Origin of the sequence: Aedoeadaptatus nemausensis (assembly GCF_903819165.1) — a bacterium.
In the GTDB taxonomy this organism is placed as follows: Bacteria; Bacillota; Clostridia; order Tissierellales; family Peptoniphilaceae; genus Aedoeadaptatus; species Aedoeadaptatus nemausensis.
Map to the genome: position 1 here is coordinate 23,710 of NZ_CAIJCS010000009.1, position 20,609 is coordinate 44,318.

A 20,609-nucleotide genomic window follows, 5' to 3' on the forward strand; every position below is an offset into this window, starting at 1 on the left:
TTAGCGATCCTTTCTTTTTGCCCATCCGGGAATGTTTCTTTGCTCACTACGTTCTACGGCGAGGGCGCCGTTTTCTACTTTCTTGCTGATGGTACTGCCGGCGGCGATGTAGCCTTCTTCCCCTACGGTGACGGGGGCCACTAAATTGGAATTGGAACCGATAAAAGCGCCGTCCCCTATGACGGTTTCAAATTTTTCCTTGCCGTTATAATTGCAGAAAATCACACCGCAACCGATGTTTACATTTTTCCCGACCCGTCCGTCGCCGATATAGGCGTGGTGGCCGGCCTTGGTTCCCTCTCCCATATGGGATTTCTTTACTTCCACGAAATTGCCGATGTGGACGTCTTTTTCCAGGACGCTGTCCGGTCTTAAGTGGGCGAAGGGCCCGATGGTGACATTGTCGCCGACGTGGGATTCTTCGATAACGGAATTGTCGATGACGACGCCGTTTTCAATGCGGCTGTCGCTGATTCTGGAAATTCCGCGAATATAACAATGGGCGCCGATAGACGTATTTCCCTCCAGATGAACCCCCGGATCCAGAACCGTATCCCTTCCGATGGTAACGTCGAAGTCCACCATGGTAGCTTCCGGATTTAAAAAGCTGACGCCGTTTTCCATGTGCATTTGATTGATGCGACGACGCATAATGTGTTCGCATTTCGCCAATTGCACGCGAGAGTTGATGCCGAGCATTTCTTCTTCATTTCCGATGGTAAAACCGCCGATACTTCTTCCCTTTTCTCTCAAGAGGGAGATTACATCGGTTAAGTAAAGTTCACTCTGACTGTTGTCCGTGCTCAGATTGCCGATGTTTTCCTTCAGGGCACTTCCCTTAAAGGCAAAAATGCCCGTGTTTACTTCCGTAATGGCCTTTTCCTTATCGCTTGCATCTTTTTCTTCCACAATTCCCCAGATCGTCGAGTCTTCCCCCCGAATAATGCGACCGTATCCGAAGGGATCGCTTACAATGGCGGTCAGGACGCAGCCGTCGAAGTCGTGGGACGTGGCGTAGTCGATAAATTTCCGAATGGTCTCTTCACGAAACAAGGGGGTGTCCCCGGTTAAAATAAAGACCATGTCCTCGTCGTCAAATTCGTCGATGGCACATTTTACGGCATAACCCGTTCCGTAGGGAATGCCTTCGCCGACTTTTTGCTCGATGCAGATAATGTCGTCGTCTTTAAAATGTTCCATCACTTCTTCTTTTTTATGGCCTACGATAACGACCGTCTTGTCGATTGCGTTGGCCTTGCAGTTGTCGACTACATAACTCAAAATAGCCTTCCCTGCAACTTGATGCAGCACTTTGGGCCTGGAGGATTTCATCCTCGTTCCCTCACCTGCCGCTAAAATAATTGATACATTCACGCTTACACCTCACTCGTAATCGTTCTCACACTATTATAACGGACCGAACACGTTACCTCAACAAAAGCGGAAAAAAAGGCAGTTGCCTTTGCTCTTACGAGCCGGGCCGAACTGCCTCCTGTTTAAAAATCTATTTTATCCAGTATTCCCTTAGCGGCGGCGATGACCATGCCGTAATTGGTAACGTGAACCCCCGCCTCTTTCGCCTTTTCGATGCGCGCCTGCACCACCGGCCGCTGAAACATGCAGCTGCCGCACATAACCACCACATCATAATCGGATACGTCGTCGGGGAAACTGATGCCTCTCGAAAAGTCCACGGTAATTCCCTCGCCCAGTCGCTTTCGGAGCATGTGAGGAATTTTTACCCGGCCGATATCTTCTTCTTTCGGCGCGTGGGTACAGGCTTCCGACATTAAAATCTTCGCATTTTCTCCGAGGCCCATTAAGTGGCGAGCTCCCTCGATCATAATCTCCTCGTCCCCTTTGGCTCTCGCAAAGAGTATGGAGAAAGAGGTGATCTTGGATTCATCCGGCTTTTTCTCGTAGACTTCCGGAAAAACCTGAGAGTCCGTAATGATCCAATCGGGCGCCTTCTTTAAATGGAGAAGGCCCTCTTCCATGGTCTCCAGCGTAGAGATGGTGGCGGTATAGCCCTTATCTAAAATTTCCCGCATGGTTTGAACCTGAGGGAGAATAAGCCGCCCTGCCGGCGCCGATTCGTCTTGGGGCATGACCAGGAGAAAATGTCCATCCCCCACGTCCAGGCCGTCTAAAAGGCCCGGGGCTTTCTTTTTCTCCTTCAGCAAGGTTTTAAGCTCGCTTAAAATAGATTCCTTCTCGGGGAAGGGATAGCGCAGGGATAGTGTGGGGATATTTTTCTTGTAAATGGCTTCGAGAAACTCGTCCTCCACCCCCTCGAGCAAAATAGCGCAGTCGATTTCGTCGATTACCTTCCGCGTCCGCTCCATGCGCTTTTTCCCGAGAGCCGTCTCGTCTAAAAAGCCCGCCGTGTCGATTAAAGTCACGGGGCCGATGCCGTCCAGCTCCATATTTTTATACACCGGGTCGGTGGTGGTCCCCGGAGCGTCGGAGACCATGGAGACTTCCTGGCCGGTTAAAAGATTCATAAGCGTACTCTTACCGCTATTGGTCTTCCCGAATATAGCGATGTGGAGTCGCATTCCCTTGGCCGCTTCCATTTTAAAACCTGAAATCCCGTTCGCCGTTTTGAATACGGCTTACATAATCTGCCGCTTTTTTCCGCAAGTCATCCCGCTCCACGAGTGCCAGGAATTCGTCCATCTTCGATTCGCCCAGGGCCTTTGTCTCGGGCGCGGCGTAATCCGACAAGTATTCCTGGAGCGTCATAATGGCATTGGGCTGACAGAATTTTGCGATCTGAAAACTCTTGACCTCTTCCATAAAAGATTCTCCCGTGCGGCCGGCGCGGTAGCAGGCGGTACAGAAACTGGGCAGATAGCCGAGTTCCATGAGCCAATAGATGATCTCGTCCAAACTGCGAGTGTCGCTCGTGTCGAATTGAGCAGAGTTGTCTTCTTCTCTACCCTCTTTATAACCTCCCACAGATGTTTTGGAGCCCCCGCTGATTTGAGAAACCCCCAGTTCCAAGGCGCGCTCCCGCATGTCCTGACTTTCTCTCGTGGAAATGATCATACCCGTGTAAGGAACGGAGATACGGATCAGGGCGATAATATCTTCGAAAAGTTCGTCGGGCACGCCGTTTTCAAACTCGTCGGGATTAATATCGTCTGCCGGACGAATGCGGGGAACGGAAATGGTGTGAGGTCCCACCCCTTTATAGGCTTCCAAGTGTTCCGCATGCATCAGTTGGCCGACGAAATCGTATTGGTAGTTATTTAAGCCGTATAAAACGCCGAGACCTACATCGTCGATGCCACCCTCCATGGCGCGGTCCATAGCTTCTGTGTGGTAGGCCCAGTTGGATTTCGGCCCCGTCGGGTGGAGCTCTTCGTAATTTTTCTTGTGATAGGTCTCTTGGAATAAAATATAGGTTCCGATCTCCGCCTCTTTTAATTTGCGATAGTTTTCCACCGTCGTGGCGGCGATGTTTACATTGACCCGACGAATGGCGCCGTTTTTATGTTTAATGGAATAAATGGTCTTAATACTTTCGAGGACGTATTCGATGGGATTGTTTACCGGATCTTCCCCGAGCTCCAGAGCCAAGCGCTTGTGCCCCAAATCCTGAAGGGCGACGACTTCTTCTCGAATCTCATCCTGGGTAAGTTTCACCCGATCGATATGTTTATTTTTATAGTGATAAGGGCAGTACACACAACCGTTGACGCAGTAATTCGAGAGATAAAGGGGCGCAAAGAGTACCACGCGATTGCCGTAATATTTCTTTTTAATGGCAATGGCAAGCTCTTTGTAAGCTTCCCTTATATCGTCCAGCTCCGTCAAGAGCAAAACGGCGGCTTCTCTATGTTGAAGACCTTCCATTTTACGACCTTTTTCGAGGATCTCCTCTTGAAGTTCCCGATTACCTGCATTTTCCCTGGCATAGGCCAAGGTATCCATAATTTCGTCGTGATTTATAAATTCTTCCGCTCTAGGCGATTTAACATTATACATTTATGACTCCTTATCCAAATAATCTCCTCGGCTCATAACGATCTCGTAGCCGAGCTCCGCAATCTGACGCTTCAGTTCTTCCAGATTTTCCGCCGCTTCCAATTGAAAGGCGGCCTTGTCGTCGTAAAGTGCGTATTGATCCCGCACCGACGGCGGCGACAAATTGGGCATAAAGACATTAGCTCCCGCTAAAATCCCGCGATTGCGCCCGTCTTTCGCCAAAGTCTGCATGGCCGTCGTGGATGGCAAATTGGCCTTCGGAAAGAGCAATCTTAAAATTGCGATACAAATAGCCGTGCGCTCCACGCTGCCGCTGGGAAAATCTTTAAAGGGCGTGGCGTGGTGGCTTACATAGGGCCCGATGCCCACCATGGCGGGCTGAAGTTCTTTTAGAAAGCGGAAATCTTCCACGAGATTTTCCACGGTCTGATAGGGACTCCCCACCATAAAGCCGCTTCCCACCTGAAAACCTAAATCTTTTAAGTCCTTAAGGCACTGAATTCTGCTCTCCCTCTTCATATTTGAGGGATGGAGTTTTTTATAGTGCTCCGGATCGTAGCTTTCATGGCGAAGCAGGAAACGATCGGCACCCGCCGCCTTCCACTGAGCGTAAACCTCTTTCGGTCGCTCGCCCACGGAAAGAGTGACGGCGGCTTCCGGATCGATCTTTTTAATAGCATGAAGCCACCGGGTAATTTCCTCGTCGGGAAAGCCCGGATCCTCTCCCCCTTGCAGTACAAAGGTTTTAAAACCCATGGCGGCTCCTGCCTTTACAGCTTGCTCCATGGCTTCTTTTGAGAGGCGATAACGCACTACCTCATCATTGCCTCCGCGAATGCCGCAGTAGTAGCAATTGTTTTTACAGTAATTTGAAAACTCAATAAGGCCTCGTACGTAAATTTTTTTGTGGAAATGCCGTTCCGTAATTTCCCGCGACTTTCGAAACAAAGGCTCCCGCACTTCTTCCTCGTGCTCGAGAATATAGCGAATGTCCTCGTCTCTTAAAGTTCCCCTGTCGTCATAGCGTTTTAAAATCTCCCCGATCATAAAACACCTGCCAATGTGGTCTTTACCGTGACATGGTCCAACATGCCCAGTTTTCCGGACAATGCATTGATCTGATCCTGTTCGCCGTCCACGGCGATGCTGATCAGAGAAAGTCCTCGTTTTGGATAAGGAATGCCCAGTCGACCGACGATTATATGGCGACTCTCATGTAAAAGCTTGTTGATGCTTTCTACAACAGATTCCTCGTTGGATTCGACTATGATGGCGATGATTCCTAATTTTTCGTTCATAATACCTCCTACCTCCGCTTAAAGGTAAAACCTCGAAGAAAAGGTGATGACTATCTACGCTCATTATTTTAACATAGAGTGGTTTTAATCGCGTCCTCTTCGAAAAATATAGAGTATTTTTCAATAAAAAAGAGCCGCCGAAGCGACTCTTCTGTTTAAACAATCATTTGATTGACGCCGATTTCATCGTGATACTTTCGATCGATTGCGCCGTCGATTATGCGGATGAAAATTTCCGCCGTAATGGAGATCACCGCGCGATCCAAGTGACCGCCGACGACGGATCCGTCCACGCCGCCTAAGTTAATATGGCTGTGAAGATAGGCCTCGCCGTCTTTTCGGGAAAGATTTCCCATAATCGATGTGATTTCGAAAGGTTCGGTGTAATGGGTCAGTTTATATTCTCTCGAATTTAAATCCATTATGCCGATGGTTACATCGTCTGTGGCGCCGATTCCTTCGACGATGCCCGCCTGAATCTTTTCCTTTTCCGCAAGGGCGAGGATAGATTCGACGATTTCATCGCCCGGGTCCAATCTCAGGGCGATTACGGGAGCGGAATCTTTCGAGTAGATTTTATAATCCATCATTGCCTCCTTTTATTTCGTGCGCTTGTAGGGAATACCGTTGGCGCTTGGGCCGCGAGCTTCGCCGACGAAGAGCACCATGGAAATCATGGTAATCACGTAAGGCAACATATTTAAAAGGTCGGGGGCCACTTTGATAGAGGTGGAACCCATAAAAATGACGAGTCCTTCCGCCGCGCCGAATAATAGGCACGCGAGGAGGGTGGTATGGGGCTTCCATCCGCCGAAGATGACCGCCGCAAGGGCGATAAAGCCTTGACCGGAGATAAGGGTCTCTCTAAAGTTCGCCACCACGGCGAGACTTAAGCTCGCTCCGCCGAGGCCCGCTAAAAAGCCCGATGTGAGAACGCCGATATATTTTAGTCGGTATACGTCGATGCCCAAAGTCTCCGCCGCATGGGGGTGTTCCCCGACGGAGCGCATGCGAAGGCCGAGCTTCGTCTTATAGAGGACGAAGTAGACGACGGCGACGAGGATGAAGGCGATATACACCGTAATATATTGGCTGAAAACAATATCGCCCACACTTCCGCTGGGGAAGACGCCCGTAAAGACGCGAGGCATTTTATTTTTAAAGGGGATGGGCTCGGTCATGGCGGCGCCGTCAAAGAACAGGCGCGCGAGGAAAATGGAAAGGCCCGGGCCCAGTAAGTTCAGGGCCGTACCGCTTACGACGTGATCGGCACCGAAGTGAATGGTGGCGATGCCGTGTAAGAGGGCGACGGCCATGCCGCCGAGACCGGCGCTTAAAAAGGCGATCCAAGGGTTTCCCACATAAAATCCGACGATGGCACCGACGACGGCGCCGATGGTCATCATGCCTTCGAGGCCGATATTGACGACACCTGTGTTTTCACTGACCACGCCGCCCATAGCGGTGTAAATTAAGGGAGCGGCGTAGAGCAAGGTAATGCCGAGAACTCCGGCAATATTAGCTAAAATACTATTCAAGTTCTTCCCCTCCTTTAACTTTGTTGGAAGCCAATTTTTTGCGAATCCATTCCAAGAACTGGGGCATGGCGATAAACAATACGATAATGCCGATAACGATATTAATAACTTCAGAAGGCGTATTTAACGCGGAGTTCAATTTTCCGCCGCCGTAACTTAAAGCTGCAAATAAAATTCCCGAGGGGATACAGGCGATGGGATTGTTTGCCGCAATCAGGGAAACGGCGATGCCGTTAAAGCCGTAGCCTTGTTGGGCAGCTAATATACCGATATTTTGCGTAACGCCCAAAACTTGCACGGCCCCTGCGAGGCCTGCCATACCGCCGGAGATGGCCATGGAAATGACCGTACTCTTTTTAATGTCGATGCCGCCGTATTCCGCCGCAAAGCGATTAAAGCCTACGGCTTTCAGTTGATAGCCCAGAGTGGTTTTTTTCAAGATGAACCACACGAGGACGGCGACGAGAACGGCGAGAATAATCCCCCAGTTAACCGGCGGATTTAAAATGCCCTTTAAAAAGGCGTTGTTCTTTAAAACCGCTCGACCCGCCTCCGATTGTTTCCAATGGCCTAAGATGCGAATACTTGCCGAAGGCTCGATGGTAAAAGAGTAGTTGCTGTCGGGCTTTCTTAAGAAAGCTTTTGTAAGCATATAATTGCTGAAGTAAAAGGCGATCCAGTTCAACATAATCGAAGAAATAACTTCGTTTACGCCTCGTCTCGCTTTAAAAATACCGACGAGACCGCCCCAGAGGGCGCCGGCAATAATGCCCACAATAAGGGCCACGATGGCGTGTAGTACCGGCGGCATTTTGACGACGACGCCGACGATAACCGCACCGAGAGAGCCCATAATAAACTGACCTTCCGCACCTATATTAAAGATGCCCGTTCGAAAGGCGAAGGCTACGGCGATCCCGGTTAAAATAATGGGCACCGCTTCCACAATGGTCCAGGACAGGTACTTCGGTTTCCCGAAGGCACCTAATATCATGACTTTATATGCTTCCAAGGGATTGACGCCGATGACGAGCAGGATGACGGCACCGACGAGAAGCCCGAAAAGGATGGACATAAAGGTATAAGACAACATACGTTTATTCACGGTGTTCACCTCCTGCCATATAGTAACCTAGTTCATTTTGATCGGCTTCGCCTTCCTTGAAGATCTTTGTAATGGCACCTTCATATATAATGCCGATGCGATCGGAAAGGCTGATAACTTCATCCAGCTCGAAGCTGATAAGGAGCACGGCTCTTCCCCGATCCCTTTGCTGGACGAGGAATTTGTGAATATTTTCGATGGCGCCCACATCCAGACCCCGAGTCGGTTGAGCGGCGATTAAAATATCCGGATCGTCGTCGATTTCTCTTGCGAGAATAACTTTCTGCTGATTCCCGCCGGAAAGATCCCCCGCGAGATAGTTGCTCCTTCTCGGGCGGATATCGAAAGATTCCATAAGTTTTTCGGCGTGGGCATGAATGGGATCGTCCTGCAAGATGCCCTTTTTCGAATAGGGTGCAGAAAAGTATTGATCGAGAATCATATTTTCCGCAACGGTAAATTCCTGCACGAGTCCGCGCTTGTTGCGGTCCTCGGGGATATTGTTCATTCCGGCTTCCCGAATTTCTTTAGGAGAGCATCCTGTAACGTCTTTTCCCTCGATAAGGATCTTGCCTTCTTCCACTTTTCGAAGACCCGTAAGAGCTTCTAAAAGTTCACTTTGCCCGTTGCCGTCTACGCCGGCGATTCCGAAGATTTCACCCTTGCGCACTTCCAGATTCAGGCCGCGAACCGCCTCGATATCCCTGGCGTCGTTGACCCGCAAGCCTTCCACTTTTAAGGCTACGTCACCGGGAACTTTCGGCTCTTTATCCACATTAAATTGAATGGAACGGCCCACCATCATTTCCGCAAGCTTGGCCTCGTCGACGGAACCTACGTCCACCGTGCCGATATGTTGTCCTCTGCGAATAATAGTACATTTTTCCGCCAAAGCTTTAATCTCTTTTAGTTTATGGGTGATAATAATAATGCTCTTGCCCTCTTTAGAGAGCGCTTTAATAATGGCGATTAGTTCCTCAATTTCCTGAGGCGTCAGGACAGCCGTAGGCTCGTCGAAAATTAAAATCTCCGCATCGCGGTAAAGGGCCTTTAAAATTTCCACACGCTGCTGCATGCCTACGGAAATATCTTCGATCTTTGCATCCGGATCGATTTTCAGTCCGTAATGATTGGAAAGCTCTATTACTCGTTTGCGAGCGCTTTTCTTATCCAGGACGACGCCATTGGTAGGCTCTTCACCTAAAATAATGTTTTCCACCACAGTGAAGGGTTGAAAGAGCATAAAGTGTTGGTGCACCATGCCCAGACCCTTTTCAATAGCGTCCTTCGGTCCTTTAAAATCTACCGGCTCTCCATTGATCTTAACCTCTCCTGAAGTAGGTTCATAGAGACCGTATAGAATATTCATAAGCGTCGATTTTCCGGCGCCGTTTTCACCAAGTAAGGCGTGGATTTCGCCTTTTTCCACGACGAGATCGATCGCGTCGTTTGCTGTAAAGTCACCGAATTTCTTCGTAATGCCACGCATCTCTACAGCCGGCGCAAAATTTTTTTCAACCATCGTTTTCCCCTTTCATACACTTGTTCAATTATACACTATCGACTCGAAAATATAAAAGGATATAAAAAAAAGGAGGGCCTGAGCCCTCCCCTTTTCGATCAAATTTATTTTGCTTCAAATGCGTTGTATTCTTCTTCCGTCGTAGGAACTTTGATTTCTCCCTTAATGATGCGTTCTTTTAAGGGTTCGATCTTTTCTAAGATTTCAGGTTTTACATTCTTGTCGCTGGTGGGAGCGATGTCGACTGTGTCGCCTTCTTTAAGACCGAAGTTTAAAGTTTGTCCGCCGGGGAATTCTTCGCCCTTGCTGAGGCCTTCGAGCACTTTGTAGACAGCGCTGTCGGCACGTTTCATAGCGGAAGTCAATACATTGTCGGGAGCGATGGGGTTTTGGTCACGGTCTACGCCGATTACCCATTTGTCCATATCTTTTGCAGCTTCGATTACACCGTCGCCTGCGCCGCCGGAAGCGTGGAATACGACGTCAGCACCTTGTTGGTACATATTGGTCGCAATGCTCTTACCTTTAGCAGCGTCGGAGAAGTTGCCGACATATTGGCTGATGAATTCGATCTTTTGGCCTTTTTCTTTAGCCGCTTGGTCTACACCTGCGTGGTAGCCTACTTCAAAAGCTTTAATTAAAGTAGATTCTTGACCGCCGACGAAACCGACTTTGTTGGTTTCGGAGGTAAGACCTGCAATGTAACCGACTAAGAAGGAAGGTTCTTCCGCCTTAAATTCAACACCTGTTAAGTTTTCGATGCCTTCACCATTGGCAGCGTCGACGATGAGGAATTGAACGTCGGGATTATTTTTAGCAGCTTCCGTAATAGCTTCTTCAAGGTTGAAACCTGCCGCTACGATAATGTCGTTGTCCGCATCGAGTAAGGTTTCGATGTTCTTGTCGTAGTCGCTGGCTTCTTTAGATTCTTGGTAAGAAACTTCGTAGCCGAAATCGGCATTGGCTTTTTTAAGACCTTCCCATACACCTTGGTTAAAGGATTGGTCGTTGATGCCGCCTTCGTCGGTTACGAAACCGATTTTAAGTTTCTCGCCGTCAGTTTTTTCTTCGCCTGCATTCGCTGCGGCGTTGTTGTTGGCTGCTTCGTTATTAGCAGTATTGCCGTTAGAAGCGCCACCACATGCGGTCAATACAAAGATGGACAGCATGGTCAGTGCTAGTAATAGCGATCTTTTTTTCATGGATTTCCCCCTTTATTTGATCTGACCATATTATAGTATGTACCATTTATATTTTCAATAGGATAAGGTTTGCAATTAAAAAAGCGTGTACACGTACACGCTTTTCATATGCTAGAGGTAAAATCCTTTCGTAACGGCGAAAAGATAGGTGGAAAGAATAAGGACGAGGATGGCCATTCCCGCACCTTGTCTGAAATCCAGGGATTTCACTACAAGTTTAGGGCGACGCATCAGTTTGTAAAGTAAATAGCCGCCGAAGGCGATAAGAGGGAATCCTAAGAAAGTAGCCCAATTATTCGGCGCCTTCAACATAGCTTTGGGAAGAGCCAATGAGAAGAGAACCATACCTCCATAGACGAAGGGGTATAGTTTTTTTCTATCGGTCAGAATAATCAAGAACCCGCCCACAGCGGAGACGACGCAGACGATGACGGAAAGCGTGCGAAGCACATTGAGCCTCGATTGAACGGATCCGTCGATAAGTTCCAAAGAATTAATATAAGTGCCCGATTGAGTCTTCGTCGTAATCTGAGGCTTCATGCTCTTGTCCTTAACATCCAATGCGTCGGTAAATTTATCCATCTTACCATTGGTAACAAATACGCCGATATCGGCGAGATTTTTACCCGAGCGCACGGACACGGAAGTCGGTCGCGTCACCACGGAGAAGACGTAATCTTCCGTCTTTTCATCTAAGGGAATGCGAAGCTCGGAAGCCGGATGAAGCTTATAATTTAGTTTTTCTAAAATTTTATTCAGCTGTAAAGATTCTTTGACCGCCGAATTGATTTTCTCGTATTCGCCCTTAAGTACTACCTTACTCTTGGAAGGCGTCGTACCTTCCGGTAAGTAAACGGGCTCCGCCACCTTACCCAGAACGCGTACACTGGAGGGATTCCCCTCGTAGCGGAATTTTACATCGTAGCGAAAGAGCGTAGGGTCGCTCCCTTCGAGGCGCCGCGTAATTTGCAGGTGCTCGATATTGGTAGGGTCGTCAAAAATCAAACCGTCGAAACCGGAGCGGCTCATGTCTTTCGAAAGAAAGAGAGATTTTTCCGATACCAAGGGTGTCAATGTCAGTAAAAAGCAAAGTAGTAAAAATACTACAAAAAGTATGCCATTTTTCATCTGTTTCTGCATGGTTTTCCCCCTAATCAATTATAGTTTTTTCCATCATATCATAAAGGTTACCCATTAGCACGGTAAAATTAGTAGCCGATTCTCAAGCTTCTTGCGATGTGCTATACTGAATTCGGAGGTAATTATGACCATCGACAAGAAGAAATTTATCAACATTTTAAAGTCTATCGATACTTTCAGTATCGTCCTGGCTTTATTTTTGGCGTTCACCCAGCCCTATGTTCCCGTTTATAATGATGCGGGAAAAATTATCGAGCGAAACGCCATGCTCCACGTTCTCATTATTCTCCTCGTGATCATCGGGATCATCCCCATCTTCAGAAATGAAATTAAACAGATCCAAAAGAATAAAAAACCCTATCACATTACGAAAAAAATCAATACCGTCCACATGGCACGGGTGAATTTTATCGTAGCCATTGTATTCGCCGTCTGTCCCCTCGTGTTCGTTCCCATGTCCGTTTACCGCTACGCGCCACAGGGCCTACGCGCACAACTTTTTTACTCCGCACTATATGTATTTATTTATCTCGGCGTCGGCACGAGATTACAAATGAAGATCGGTTTAAATTCCGGCAAATAAAAAAGCCCCTCGGAGCTTTCCAAACGAAAGTTTCCGAGGGCTCTTTTTTTATGCTTTTTCAGTTGTAAAGGGATATTTCGCCTTTAAGGCTTCTTCAATATCGGCATGCTCTTCCACGAGCTTTCTGTAGGTGGTCATGGCCTTGGTATCGCGATATAAGATCACGCCCGTAACCTTGCCGTCCTTTGCAAATAGCCGGTGGTGCACGTCGCCGTCATCGTAGAAATAGACGTCTCCTTCCATAACATTGCCGCAGCTGAAGACTTGAATTTCGCCGATATCCAGCTTCGTGAAAAGCTTCGGATCTTCGTAGGTGGCCTTGCCGCCGGTCATATTGGCAGCTGCCACTTTTCCCATGGCGCGGGACGCGGGCCAAATGCCCATGGTACGGCCATCGATTTCCGCCACATCACCTGCCGCCCATACATTTTCAATATTGGTCTTAAGTTCTCTGTCCACGACGACTCCGCGGTTGATCGCAAGGTCCGTACCTTTAAACAGTTCGATATTGCTGCGAACGCCGATGGATACGAGGACACAATCTAAATCTACTACGGTTCCGTCGTCAAATTCGATGCCCGTAACCTTTTCGTCGCCGACAAACCCCTTGGTCGCTGTACTCGTATAGACCATAAAGCCGTGATCTTTCATCTCTTCGTTGAGAGTCATGCCCAATTCTCTATTGAGCTGCTTGGAGAGAAGGTATTCCTCCATGTCCACGATAACGACTTCGTGGCCTCTTTTTTGCAGACTCTTCGCCGCCTCGAGACCTAAGAGACCGCCGCCGATCACGCCGACGCGCTTCGCGCCTTTCAGATAAGACAGGATGGACAAAAGATCGTCGTAACTTCTCAAAGTAAAGACGCCTTTTAAATCGCTGTTTTTAAAGGGCGGTAAATTGGCGTGGCTACCGTTGGCGAGGAGAATTTTTTTCGCCTCTACCTCTTCCCCGTTGGAAAGGCTTAAAATCTTCTTTTCGAAATCAATGGATTCTACGGACACGCCGAACTTACATTGAATTCCGAGCTTTTCATTCCAGCCTTCTTCTGCAAGGGCGGGAAGGGAAGGCTCCTCTTCTCCTAAAAGTTCGGAAAGCTTAATGCGATAATAGGGATTTCTCACATCGTCTCCTACGAGCAGAATGGAACCTTCTTTGTCCTGTTTGCGGATTTCCTTTGCAGCCGTTACTCCGGCGATGCCACTACCAACAATTACATAATCAAATGCCATGATACATCTCCTTTGTATACTGTTGTAAATTTATTCCGCCGTAACTTCCGTCCAGATGCGATCGTATACTTTTACCAAATCTCCCGCATCTCGATAAACCTCGAGTGGCGGCAGGCGATCCATATCCGGATAGGCGATAGTATCCTCTCGAAGCTCCTTCGGCAATAAGTCGATGGCTTCGAGAACCGGCGTCGCATAACCCACATTGAACTCCGCATTGATTGCGGCTATGTCCGGACGCGACATGAAATTGATAAATTTCATAGCTCCCGTGGGATTTTTAGCGTTCTTTGGAACAACAAATGAATCATACCATATATTGCTACCCTCTTTAGGTATAATGTATTCTAAATCTTTGTTTTCTTGACACATCATGGTGGCGTCTCCGGAATACATTACCGAAAGGGCGGCATCGCCCTGGCTCATAACATCTCGCCCTTCGTCCGCCAAGTAGGCGTAGACCAAGGGCTTTTGTTTAATCAAGGCCTTCCCGGCTTCTTCCAATTCTTTTTGAGAGCGACTGTTCATAGAGTATCCCAGCATTTTCAGGGCCACGGCAATGGAATCCCGTTGAGAATTGTACATAATAATCTCATTTTTATAGTGAGGATCCCATAAATCCTTCCAGGAATCGATAGGCGTGTCCACGTACTTTTTATTTGCCACGATTCCAAGGGTCCCCCAGTAGACGGGGAGGCTGTAGCGATTCCCGGGATCGTACTCCATATCCAAAATCCGCTCGTCCATCTTTTTACTATTGGGAATTAAATCGTAATCCAAGGGCCGGAGCATATCTTCCCGAATCAATCGCTCCACCATATACTCCGAGGGCACGACCACATCGTAGGGATCGTTGGATTTTTTTAATTTTACATAAAGATCTTCATTGGAAGCGAAGGTGTCGTAAATGACGTGGATTCCCGTCTCTTCCTCAAATTGGCGAATAGTATCCATATCCACATACTCGCCCCAATTGTAGACGTGAATGGTCTCGCGATCTCCATTGGCTATATCATCGCAACCTCCTAAAACTAAGAGGGCGAAAAAACAGACTATCCATTTTAACTTTTTCATATTACACCTCGAGATCGGCTATATCCACGTCCCGACGATTTAACACGACGAGAAGGGCCATGATCACGACGAATAAAATCGTAGAAATGGCGTTCATAGACGGATTGATTCCCGTCTTCGCCATGGAGTAAAGAGTGATCGACAAATTGGAAACTCCCTGCCCCGTGGTGAAAAAGGAAATAATAAAGTCGTCGATGGATAGGGTGAAAGCCAGGAGCGCCCCGGTGACGATCCCCGGTTTTATTTGGGGAATAATAACGTAATAAAGGACTTCGTGGGGCTTGGCGCCTAAATCGAAGGCCGCCTCCACAATATTATTGTCCAGCTGATCCAGCTTCGGCAAGACGGAAATGATCACATAGGGCAGGCAGAACACGATATGGGAAAGAATCATGGTCAGAAGCCCCTGTTCGATGGAAAGGAAGCCGTACAAACTCATAAGGGCCACTGCCGTCACGATGTCCGGATTTAATACGGGCAAATAGTTGATGTTTAAAATAATGTGCTGCGTGTTTTTGCGAAAGGCCCGAATGCCGATGGCGGAAATCGTGCCGATAATCGTGGAGACCACTGTAGAGACGATGGCCACGAGGAAAGTAATATAAAGGCTTTTTAAAATCACCGGATCGCTGAAAAGATCCACATACCAATGGGTGGTAAATCCTGCCCACACCCCTCTTAATTTCGTGTCGTTAAAGCTGAAAACGATAAGCACGAAAATGGGCAAGTAGAGAAAGAGGAGCATAAGACCTAAATAAAATTTTCGTAATTTATTTCCCACGGCGATCTCCTTTCTCATTTTTACTCTCGAGTAAGCGAACGACAAATAGCATAAGGAGCAAAATGACGATCAGAACCACGGCGATGGCGGATCCGAAGGGCCAGTTTCCCGTCAGTCGAAATTGCTGCTCGATAATATTTCCCACCAGATAATATTTGTTCCCTCCGAGTAAAGAGGAGATGACGAAGGTGGAAAGGGCGGGGATAAAACACATTAATATGCCACTGTAAACCCCGGGCAGGGAAAGGGGAAGAATAACTTTTAAAAAAGTTTCTCTCGAATTGGCGCCTAAATCCTTTGCCGCCTCGATAAGGGAATGGTCCATTTTTTGCAAAATGGTATAAATGGGAAGCACCATAAAGGGCAGAAAGTTGTAAATCATGCCCATTAAAATCGATCCCTGATTGTACATCATGTCGAAGGGTCCGAGGCCAATAAAGCCTAGAAGCCGGTTGATGACGCCATTTCGCCCGAGAAGGGTGATCCATGCGTAGGTTCTCAGCAAAAAATTCATCCACATGGGAATGACGAAGAGCAGAATCATCGTTGATGCCGTCTTAGGCTTTAATCTGGAAATACTGTAAGCCGCCGGATAGCCCAATAAGAGGCAGACGACGGTAGACACCACGGCGAGGTTGACCGATCGCCACATAATCCGCAAATACATGGGCTGAAAGAACCGCGCGTACTGCTCCATGGAAAATCGATAGCCTTCCATGCTCATTGCTTCCTCGCCGTTAAAGCTGATAAAGACTACGAGCAAAAGAGGCAAGACGATAAACAAAATCGCCCAGGGAATGTAAATCAAAGAAAATCGCTTCATTCACCCTCCCCCTTCATAACGTGGAAATTTTCGGGCTCGACATAAATGCCCACCATATCTCCCGGTTCCTTCGCCACAGTGGATTGCACCATCCACCGCTCGCCCGAAACGTCTAAAATCATTTCGTAATGTACACCTTTAAAGACCACGGACTCTACGGTGCCCGTCAGGCGACCCTCGGTATCCCGCTTTAATTCAACGTCCTCCGGTCGGATAACCACCTGCACCTGCTCTCCGGGGGCGAATCCTTTATCGACGCAATCAAATTCTCTTCCGTAAAAAGAAACGACTTTATCTTTTACAAACTTCGCCTGAATAATATTGCTCTCGCCGATAAAATTGGCCACGAAGGCGTTGACGGGCTCATTGTAAATAAAAGTCGGCGTGCCGATCTGCTGAATGGATCCGTCCTTTAACACCACCACCGTATCGCTCATGCTGAGGGCCTCTTCCTGATCGTGGGTGACGTAGATAAAGGTAATGCCCACCTGCTCCTGAATACGCTTTAATTCAAACTGCATCTGTTTGCGAAGCTTTAAATCCAAAGCGCCCAAGGGTTCGTCGAGAAGGAGAATCTTCGGATCATTTACGAGAGCTCTTGCAATGGCGATCCGTTGCTGCTGACCGCCGGAAAGGGATTGGATCTTTCTTGTGCCGATACCCGGAAGATTGACCAGTTCCAGCATTTCGTCCACTTTTTCACGAATCTCTTTCTTCGGCATTTTTTTCAATTTCAAACCGAAGGCGATATTGTCGAAGACATTGAGATGAGGGAAGAGAGCGTATTTTTGGAACACCGTGTTTACCGGCCGCTCGTAGTGCTTCACCGCCGTAAGGGGTTTGCCATTAAAGAACACTTCCCCGGCATCGGCTTCCTCAAAGCCTGCGATAATCCTTAAAAGCGTCGTCTTGCCGCAGCCGCTCGGCCCCAGTAAAGTTAAGAACTCCCCGTCGTGAATCGAAAGATCGATCCCCTTCAAAACCGGATTGTCGCCGAAGGATTTTTCAATCCCCTTAATTCTGATCATAGAATCCATTGGTCACCTCCTAAAAATTCGGCGGGTTGGACACCCAAATTAACTCCGCAGACTCGGAGCCCGTGTTTTCAAAAAACACTTCCCGATCTCCATTACCGTACACCGTGTCTTCCGCCTCTACATCGTAAATGAAGTCGCCGTAATGAACGGCGAGATTTCCCTTTAATACATAGGCAAACCACTGGCCTTCATAGAGAGAGAGCACTTCCGAGCGCCCCTTCGGCTTAATATGCCAAAGAGTAGGCTCCATGGTGTTTTTCTGCGCATTGGGAACGATGTATTCGATGGAATAGCCCTCGGATTCCGATGTAAAACTGGACGCATCTTCTTTCGTAAAGACGATTTTCGGCTCGTCCATATGGCGAAAAAATTCGTCGGGCTCTACGCCGAGAGCGTCCAATATATCTAAAAAAGTAGCCACGGAAGGGCTCGTTAAATCCCGTTCCACTTGGGAAATAAAACCCTTCGTCACCTCGCTACGCTGGGCAAGCTCTTCTTGCGTAAGCTGCTGAATCAGGCGCAACCGTTTTATCTTTTCTCCGATTTTCATATTATCACTAAACTCCAAGATTAATTTACTAAACAACACTTAAATTATAAAGGGATGAAAAGACTACGTCAATACGGGAGGAGCTTTTAATCTGAGGAAAAGTGAGTGAACGCTTCTAAAATACGGCGATTGGAATCCCCTGTTCCGATTTGAAGCTCATGGTTTTTGCGCATTAAAAAAACGCCCGCAGGCGTTTCTTTTTTATTGACGTTCGGCATAGGCCTTGGCGAGGGCCGCGCCGAGTTTCGTATTGTTGTAAACGAGGGCAATATTGGATTCCAAGCTGCTGCCGCCGGTTACTTCAAGTACTCTTTGCAGTAAGAAGGGGGTGGATTCCTTGCCGCTGATGCCTTCTTTTTCCGCATCGCGAAGGGCCTCTTCGATGGCTTTGTCGATGACGGCCTCGTCCATGGCGTCTTCTTCGGGGATGGGGTTGGCGACGACGATGCCTCCGTGAAGGCCGAGGTTCCATTTCGCTTTCATAAGATCGGCGATTTTTGCCGGATCGTCGTAACGGTAATCCAGTTTATGGCCGCTGTGTCTCGTAAAGAAGGCGGGCATTTCTTCCGTTTCATAGCCGACGACGGGTACGCCGAAGGTTTCTAAATATTCGAGAGTGAGCCCGATATCTAAAATGGATTTGCAGCCTGCACATACGACGGCGATGTCGCTGGTGGCAAGTTCTTGAAGGTCACGGGAAATGTCCATGGTGGTTTCAGCACCGCGGTGCACGCCGCCGATACCGCCCGTTACTAAGATGGGGATGCCCGCCAGGCGTGCCGTTACAATGGAAGTTGCCACGGTGGTGGCGCCGTTTAATCCGTTGGCGACGATATGCGCGTAATCTCTCGTGGAGCTCTTGACGATATCTTTAGAAGTCGCCATAAATTCGATTTCTTCCTCCGTCAAGCCCACTTTAATGCGACCGTTAATAATGGCAGTGGTGGCCGGCGTAACCCCCGCATCTCTTAAGATAGCTTCGCAGTGTTTTGCCATTTCCACATTTTTAGGATAGGGCATGCCGTGGGAAATGATGGTGGATTCCAGAGCGACCACTGGTTTTTTCGCGTCCAGTGCCTCTTGAACTTCTTCTGCAATGTCCATGTACTGTTCCAAATTAGATAATGTCATATTGTATCTCCTTTTTCTCTTTTTCCCATTGGCGTCTGTCGAAGACGCTCAAGTCACTATGATCACTTTTGAGAACCATACGGGAAGCCGCCATGGCGCCGACAATGGCTTCTTCAAGAGATTTCTCCTGAACCAGTTCTGCCGTCAACATACCTACAAATGCATCCCCCGCCCCCGTGGCGCCTTTAATCGCCATGGGAGAGGTAGTGAAGTGTAAAGCTTGATCGGCGGAATATAAATACGCTCCGTCGCTGCCGGCGGTAATGAGCACATACTCCGAGCCCTTTTCGAGAAGGACTCGCCCGCAGTCTGAAATACTCGCCCCGTCACCTAATTCGGACAATGCTCGGGCTTCCAGAACGTTACATTTTAGCACATTTATTTTAGAAAGAAAAGGCTTAAATTTCCCTACCTTCACGGCGCTCACGCCGTCGACGATAATCCTCGTATTCCAACTGAAGATGGTCTGAAGGGCTTCTTCCTTTAAATTTGCGTCTACTACGGTGTAGGATGCGCCCTCCGCCAGTTCGCGGCGGGATTCCATCTCTTCACGTCCGAGCTTGTCCACAGCCTTCATATCGTTTACCGCCACGGCCATCTCCCCCTCATCGTCCAGGACCACGAGATAACTTCCCGTGCCTACATCGCCGAAGGTAAAGGATGATTCGAAGCTAAGTTTCTCCGGCGCATTTCGAAGGATCAGCCTCTTTTTATCGTCGTCGCCGAAGGCCGTTATGATTTTCGTATGAATGCCCACGAGGGCGATATTGGCGGCGATATTTCGGCCCACACCGCCCGGCGTCATGCTCACATCGCCCGGATTGGAATCGTGGGGCAAAAGCGCGGTTTTCGATTTACCGCTGATGTCCATATTGCAGCCGCCGAAAACGGCGACATAGGGTGCGTTCATTATGCTCTTCCCTCCCCTCGATTTTTAAGCCGCTTGTAGCATGCGCGGCATAGAGGTTCGTATTTTTCAGTGGCGCCGATGACCACGCGATCGGATTCTTTCGTCGTGCGGTGACTCACCCAACCGTCGCTCCCGCAATGAGCGCAGACGGCGTGATGTTTCTCCACATAATCCGCCACCGCCATAATTTCTTTCACAACTTCAAAAGGATGGGCTTCGTAATCCATATCGAGCCCGGCACAGACGATGGTCTTGCCCTCGTCCAGTAAAGTATCGAATGCGGACAAGATGCTCCCGGCATCGTCGCCTAAAAACTGCACTTCGTCGATAGCGAGTACATCGGCTTTTTCCCGTGTCGCCGCCTCTACCACATCGTCGATGTCTTCCACCACAACGGCTTCCAGAGAAGTGTTGTCGTGGCTCGTAATAGCGGAATGGATAAAGCGCGTATCCAGCGTAGGTTTTAAAACCAAGGTATTATAACCGGCTATGCGAAAGCGCTTCACTTCCCGCTCCAAACTGGATGTCTTACCTGAAAACATGCTTCCCGTGTGTAAAATTAAACGTCCTCGATATTGATGCATCTCGTCCTCCTTGGAAAAAATTATACCATATGGGAGCTACTTCTCGCTAAGTCCATTACAGATCTCGTTTTATTCTGTATAATAAATAAAGAAAACCATCCACTTTAC

At 48.4% G+C, this 20,609-nt stretch carries 21 protein-coding genes; 1 reads left to right on the top strand and 20 read right to left on the bottom strand.

Going from position 1 to position 20,609, the window contains the following annotated elements; translation table 11 throughout:
- The 11 genes from glmU to PEPTYR26121_RS00790 all read right to left on the bottom strand — a co-directional run bounded on the left by glmU (nt 1) and on the right by PEPTYR26121_RS00790 (nt 11,798).
- A complete protein-coding gene (gene glmU, locus PEPTYR26121_RS00740) occupies nt 1–1,374 on the bottom strand; it encodes a bifunctional UDP-N-acetylglucosamine diphosphorylase/glucosamine-1-phosphate N-acetyltransferase GlmU (RefSeq protein WP_180498265.1) in 1,374 nt (457 codons plus the stop codon).
- Between the two features lie 122 nt (nt 1,375–1,496).
- Nucleotides 1,497–2,576: a GTPase gene (locus tag PEPTYR26121_RS00745; RefSeq protein ID WP_180498267.1), complete on the bottom strand. Its 1,080-nt coding sequence runs from the start codon at nt 2,574–2,576 to the stop codon at nt 1,497–1,499.
- Nucleotide 2,577: 1 nt separating this feature from the next.
- On the bottom strand, nt 2,578–3,993 hold the full coding sequence (gene hydG / locus PEPTYR26121_RS00750; RefSeq protein ID WP_180498269.1) for a [FeFe] hydrogenase H-cluster radical SAM maturase HydG: 1,416 nt from the start codon (nt 3,991–3,993) through the stop codon (nt 2,578–2,580).
- Entirely contained in the window at nt 3,994–5,040 is a 1,047-nt protein-coding gene (gene hydE, locus PEPTYR26121_RS00755; RefSeq protein WP_180498271.1) for a [FeFe] hydrogenase H-cluster radical SAM maturase HydE, read from the bottom strand.
- Complete coding sequence (locus PEPTYR26121_RS00760; RefSeq protein WP_180498273.1) at nt 5,037–5,291, bottom strand: TM1266 family iron-only hydrogenase system putative regulator; 255 nt, start codon at nt 5,289–5,291, stop codon at nt 5,037–5,039. The genes hydE and PEPTYR26121_RS00760 overlap by 4 nt, the downstream gene beginning before the upstream one ends.
- 155 nt (nt 5,292–5,446) lie before the next feature.
- A complete protein-coding gene (locus tag PEPTYR26121_RS00765) occupies nt 5,447–5,878 on the bottom strand; it encodes a PPC domain-containing DNA-binding protein (RefSeq protein WP_180498274.1) in 432 nt (143 codons plus the stop codon).
- A gap of 12 nt (nt 5,879–5,890) precedes the next feature.
- The gene (locus tag PEPTYR26121_RS00770; RefSeq protein WP_180498276.1) at nt 5,891–6,829 is read right to left on the bottom strand and encodes an ABC transporter permease; all 939 of its coding nucleotides are present in this window, start codon (nt 6,827–6,829) and stop codon (nt 5,891–5,893) included.
- A complete protein-coding gene (locus PEPTYR26121_RS00775) occupies nt 6,822–7,922 on the bottom strand; it encodes an ABC transporter permease (protein ID WP_180498353.1) in 1,101 nt (366 codons plus the stop codon). The genes PEPTYR26121_RS00770 and PEPTYR26121_RS00775 overlap by 8 nt, the downstream gene beginning before the upstream one ends.
- A gap of 4 nt (nt 7,923–7,926) precedes the next feature.
- Complete coding sequence (locus PEPTYR26121_RS00780) at nt 7,927–9,456, bottom strand: ABC transporter ATP-binding protein (protein WP_180498278.1); 1,530 nt, start codon at nt 9,454–9,456, stop codon at nt 7,927–7,929.
- 104 nt (nt 9,457–9,560) lie between these two features.
- The gene (locus tag PEPTYR26121_RS00785; protein WP_180498280.1) at nt 9,561–10,658 is read right to left on the bottom strand and encodes a BMP family lipoprotein; all 1,098 of its coding nucleotides are present in this window, start codon (nt 10,656–10,658) and stop codon (nt 9,561–9,563) included.
- 111 nt (nt 10,659–10,769) lie between these two features.
- Nucleotides 10,770–11,798, bottom strand: coding sequence for a ZIP family metal transporter (locus PEPTYR26121_RS00790; RefSeq protein ID WP_180498282.1), 1,029 nt, complete (start codon nt 11,796–11,798; stop codon nt 10,770–10,772).
- A 124-nt stretch (nt 11,799–11,922) separates the two neighbouring features.
- Between PEPTYR26121_RS00790 and PEPTYR26121_RS00795 the strand changes: the two genes are divergently transcribed.
- Nucleotides 11,923–12,381 carry a hypothetical protein gene (locus PEPTYR26121_RS00795; RefSeq protein WP_180498284.1) on the top strand — a complete coding sequence of 153 codons (459 nt, stop codon included), beginning with the start codon at nt 11,923–11,925 and terminating at the stop codon, nt 12,379–12,381.
- Nucleotides 12,382–12,429: 48 nt separating this feature from the next.
- Here the strand turns inward: PEPTYR26121_RS00795 and PEPTYR26121_RS00800 are convergent, their stop codons facing one another.
- The 9 genes from PEPTYR26121_RS00800 to PEPTYR26121_RS00840 all read right to left on the bottom strand — a co-directional run bounded on the left by PEPTYR26121_RS00800 (nt 12,430) and on the right by PEPTYR26121_RS00840 (nt 20,501).
- On the bottom strand, nt 12,430–13,611 hold the full coding sequence (locus PEPTYR26121_RS00800; protein WP_180498286.1) for an NAD(P)/FAD-dependent oxidoreductase: 1,182 nt from the start codon (nt 13,609–13,611) through the stop codon (nt 12,430–12,432).
- A gap of 30 nt (nt 13,612–13,641) precedes the next feature.
- A complete protein-coding gene (locus PEPTYR26121_RS00805; RefSeq protein WP_180498288.1) occupies nt 13,642–14,685 on the bottom strand; it encodes an ABC transporter substrate-binding protein in 1,044 nt (347 codons plus the stop codon).
- Nucleotide 14,686: 1 nt separating this feature from the next.
- Complete coding sequence (locus tag PEPTYR26121_RS00810; protein WP_180498290.1) at nt 14,687–15,484, bottom strand: ABC transporter permease; 798 nt, start codon at nt 15,482–15,484, stop codon at nt 14,687–14,689.
- Nucleotides 15,456–16,289, bottom strand: coding sequence for an ABC transporter permease (locus PEPTYR26121_RS00815; protein ID WP_180498292.1), 834 nt, complete (start codon nt 16,287–16,289; stop codon nt 15,456–15,458). The genes PEPTYR26121_RS00810 and PEPTYR26121_RS00815 overlap by 29 nt, the downstream gene beginning before the upstream one ends.
- A complete protein-coding gene (locus PEPTYR26121_RS00820; protein ID WP_180498294.1) occupies nt 16,286–17,326 on the bottom strand; it encodes an ABC transporter ATP-binding protein in 1,041 nt (346 codons plus the stop codon). Before PEPTYR26121_RS00820 ends, PEPTYR26121_RS00815 begins: the two co-directional genes overlap by 4 nt.
- Before the next feature lie 10 nt (nt 17,327–17,336).
- Nucleotides 17,337–17,876: a helix-turn-helix domain-containing protein gene (locus tag PEPTYR26121_RS00825; RefSeq protein ID WP_180498296.1), complete on the bottom strand. Its 540-nt coding sequence runs from the start codon at nt 17,874–17,876 to the stop codon at nt 17,337–17,339.
- 201 nt (nt 17,877–18,077) lie between these two features.
- On the bottom strand, nt 18,078–19,007 hold the full coding sequence (locus tag PEPTYR26121_RS00830; RefSeq protein WP_180498298.1) for a pseudouridine-5'-phosphate glycosidase: 930 nt from the start codon (nt 19,005–19,007) through the stop codon (nt 18,078–18,080).
- Nucleotides 18,994–19,917 (bottom strand): carbohydrate kinase family protein, encoded by a 924-nt coding sequence (locus PEPTYR26121_RS00835; protein ID WP_180498300.1) that lies wholly within the window; start codon nt 19,915–19,917, stop codon nt 18,994–18,996. Before PEPTYR26121_RS00835 ends, PEPTYR26121_RS00830 begins: the two co-directional genes overlap by 14 nt.
- Nucleotides 19,917–20,501, bottom strand: coding sequence for a thymidine kinase (locus PEPTYR26121_RS00840; protein WP_180498302.1), 585 nt, complete (start codon nt 20,499–20,501; stop codon nt 19,917–19,919). The genes PEPTYR26121_RS00835 and PEPTYR26121_RS00840 overlap by 1 nt, the downstream gene beginning before the upstream one ends.
- Between the last annotated feature and the right edge of the window lie 108 nt (nt 20,502–20,609).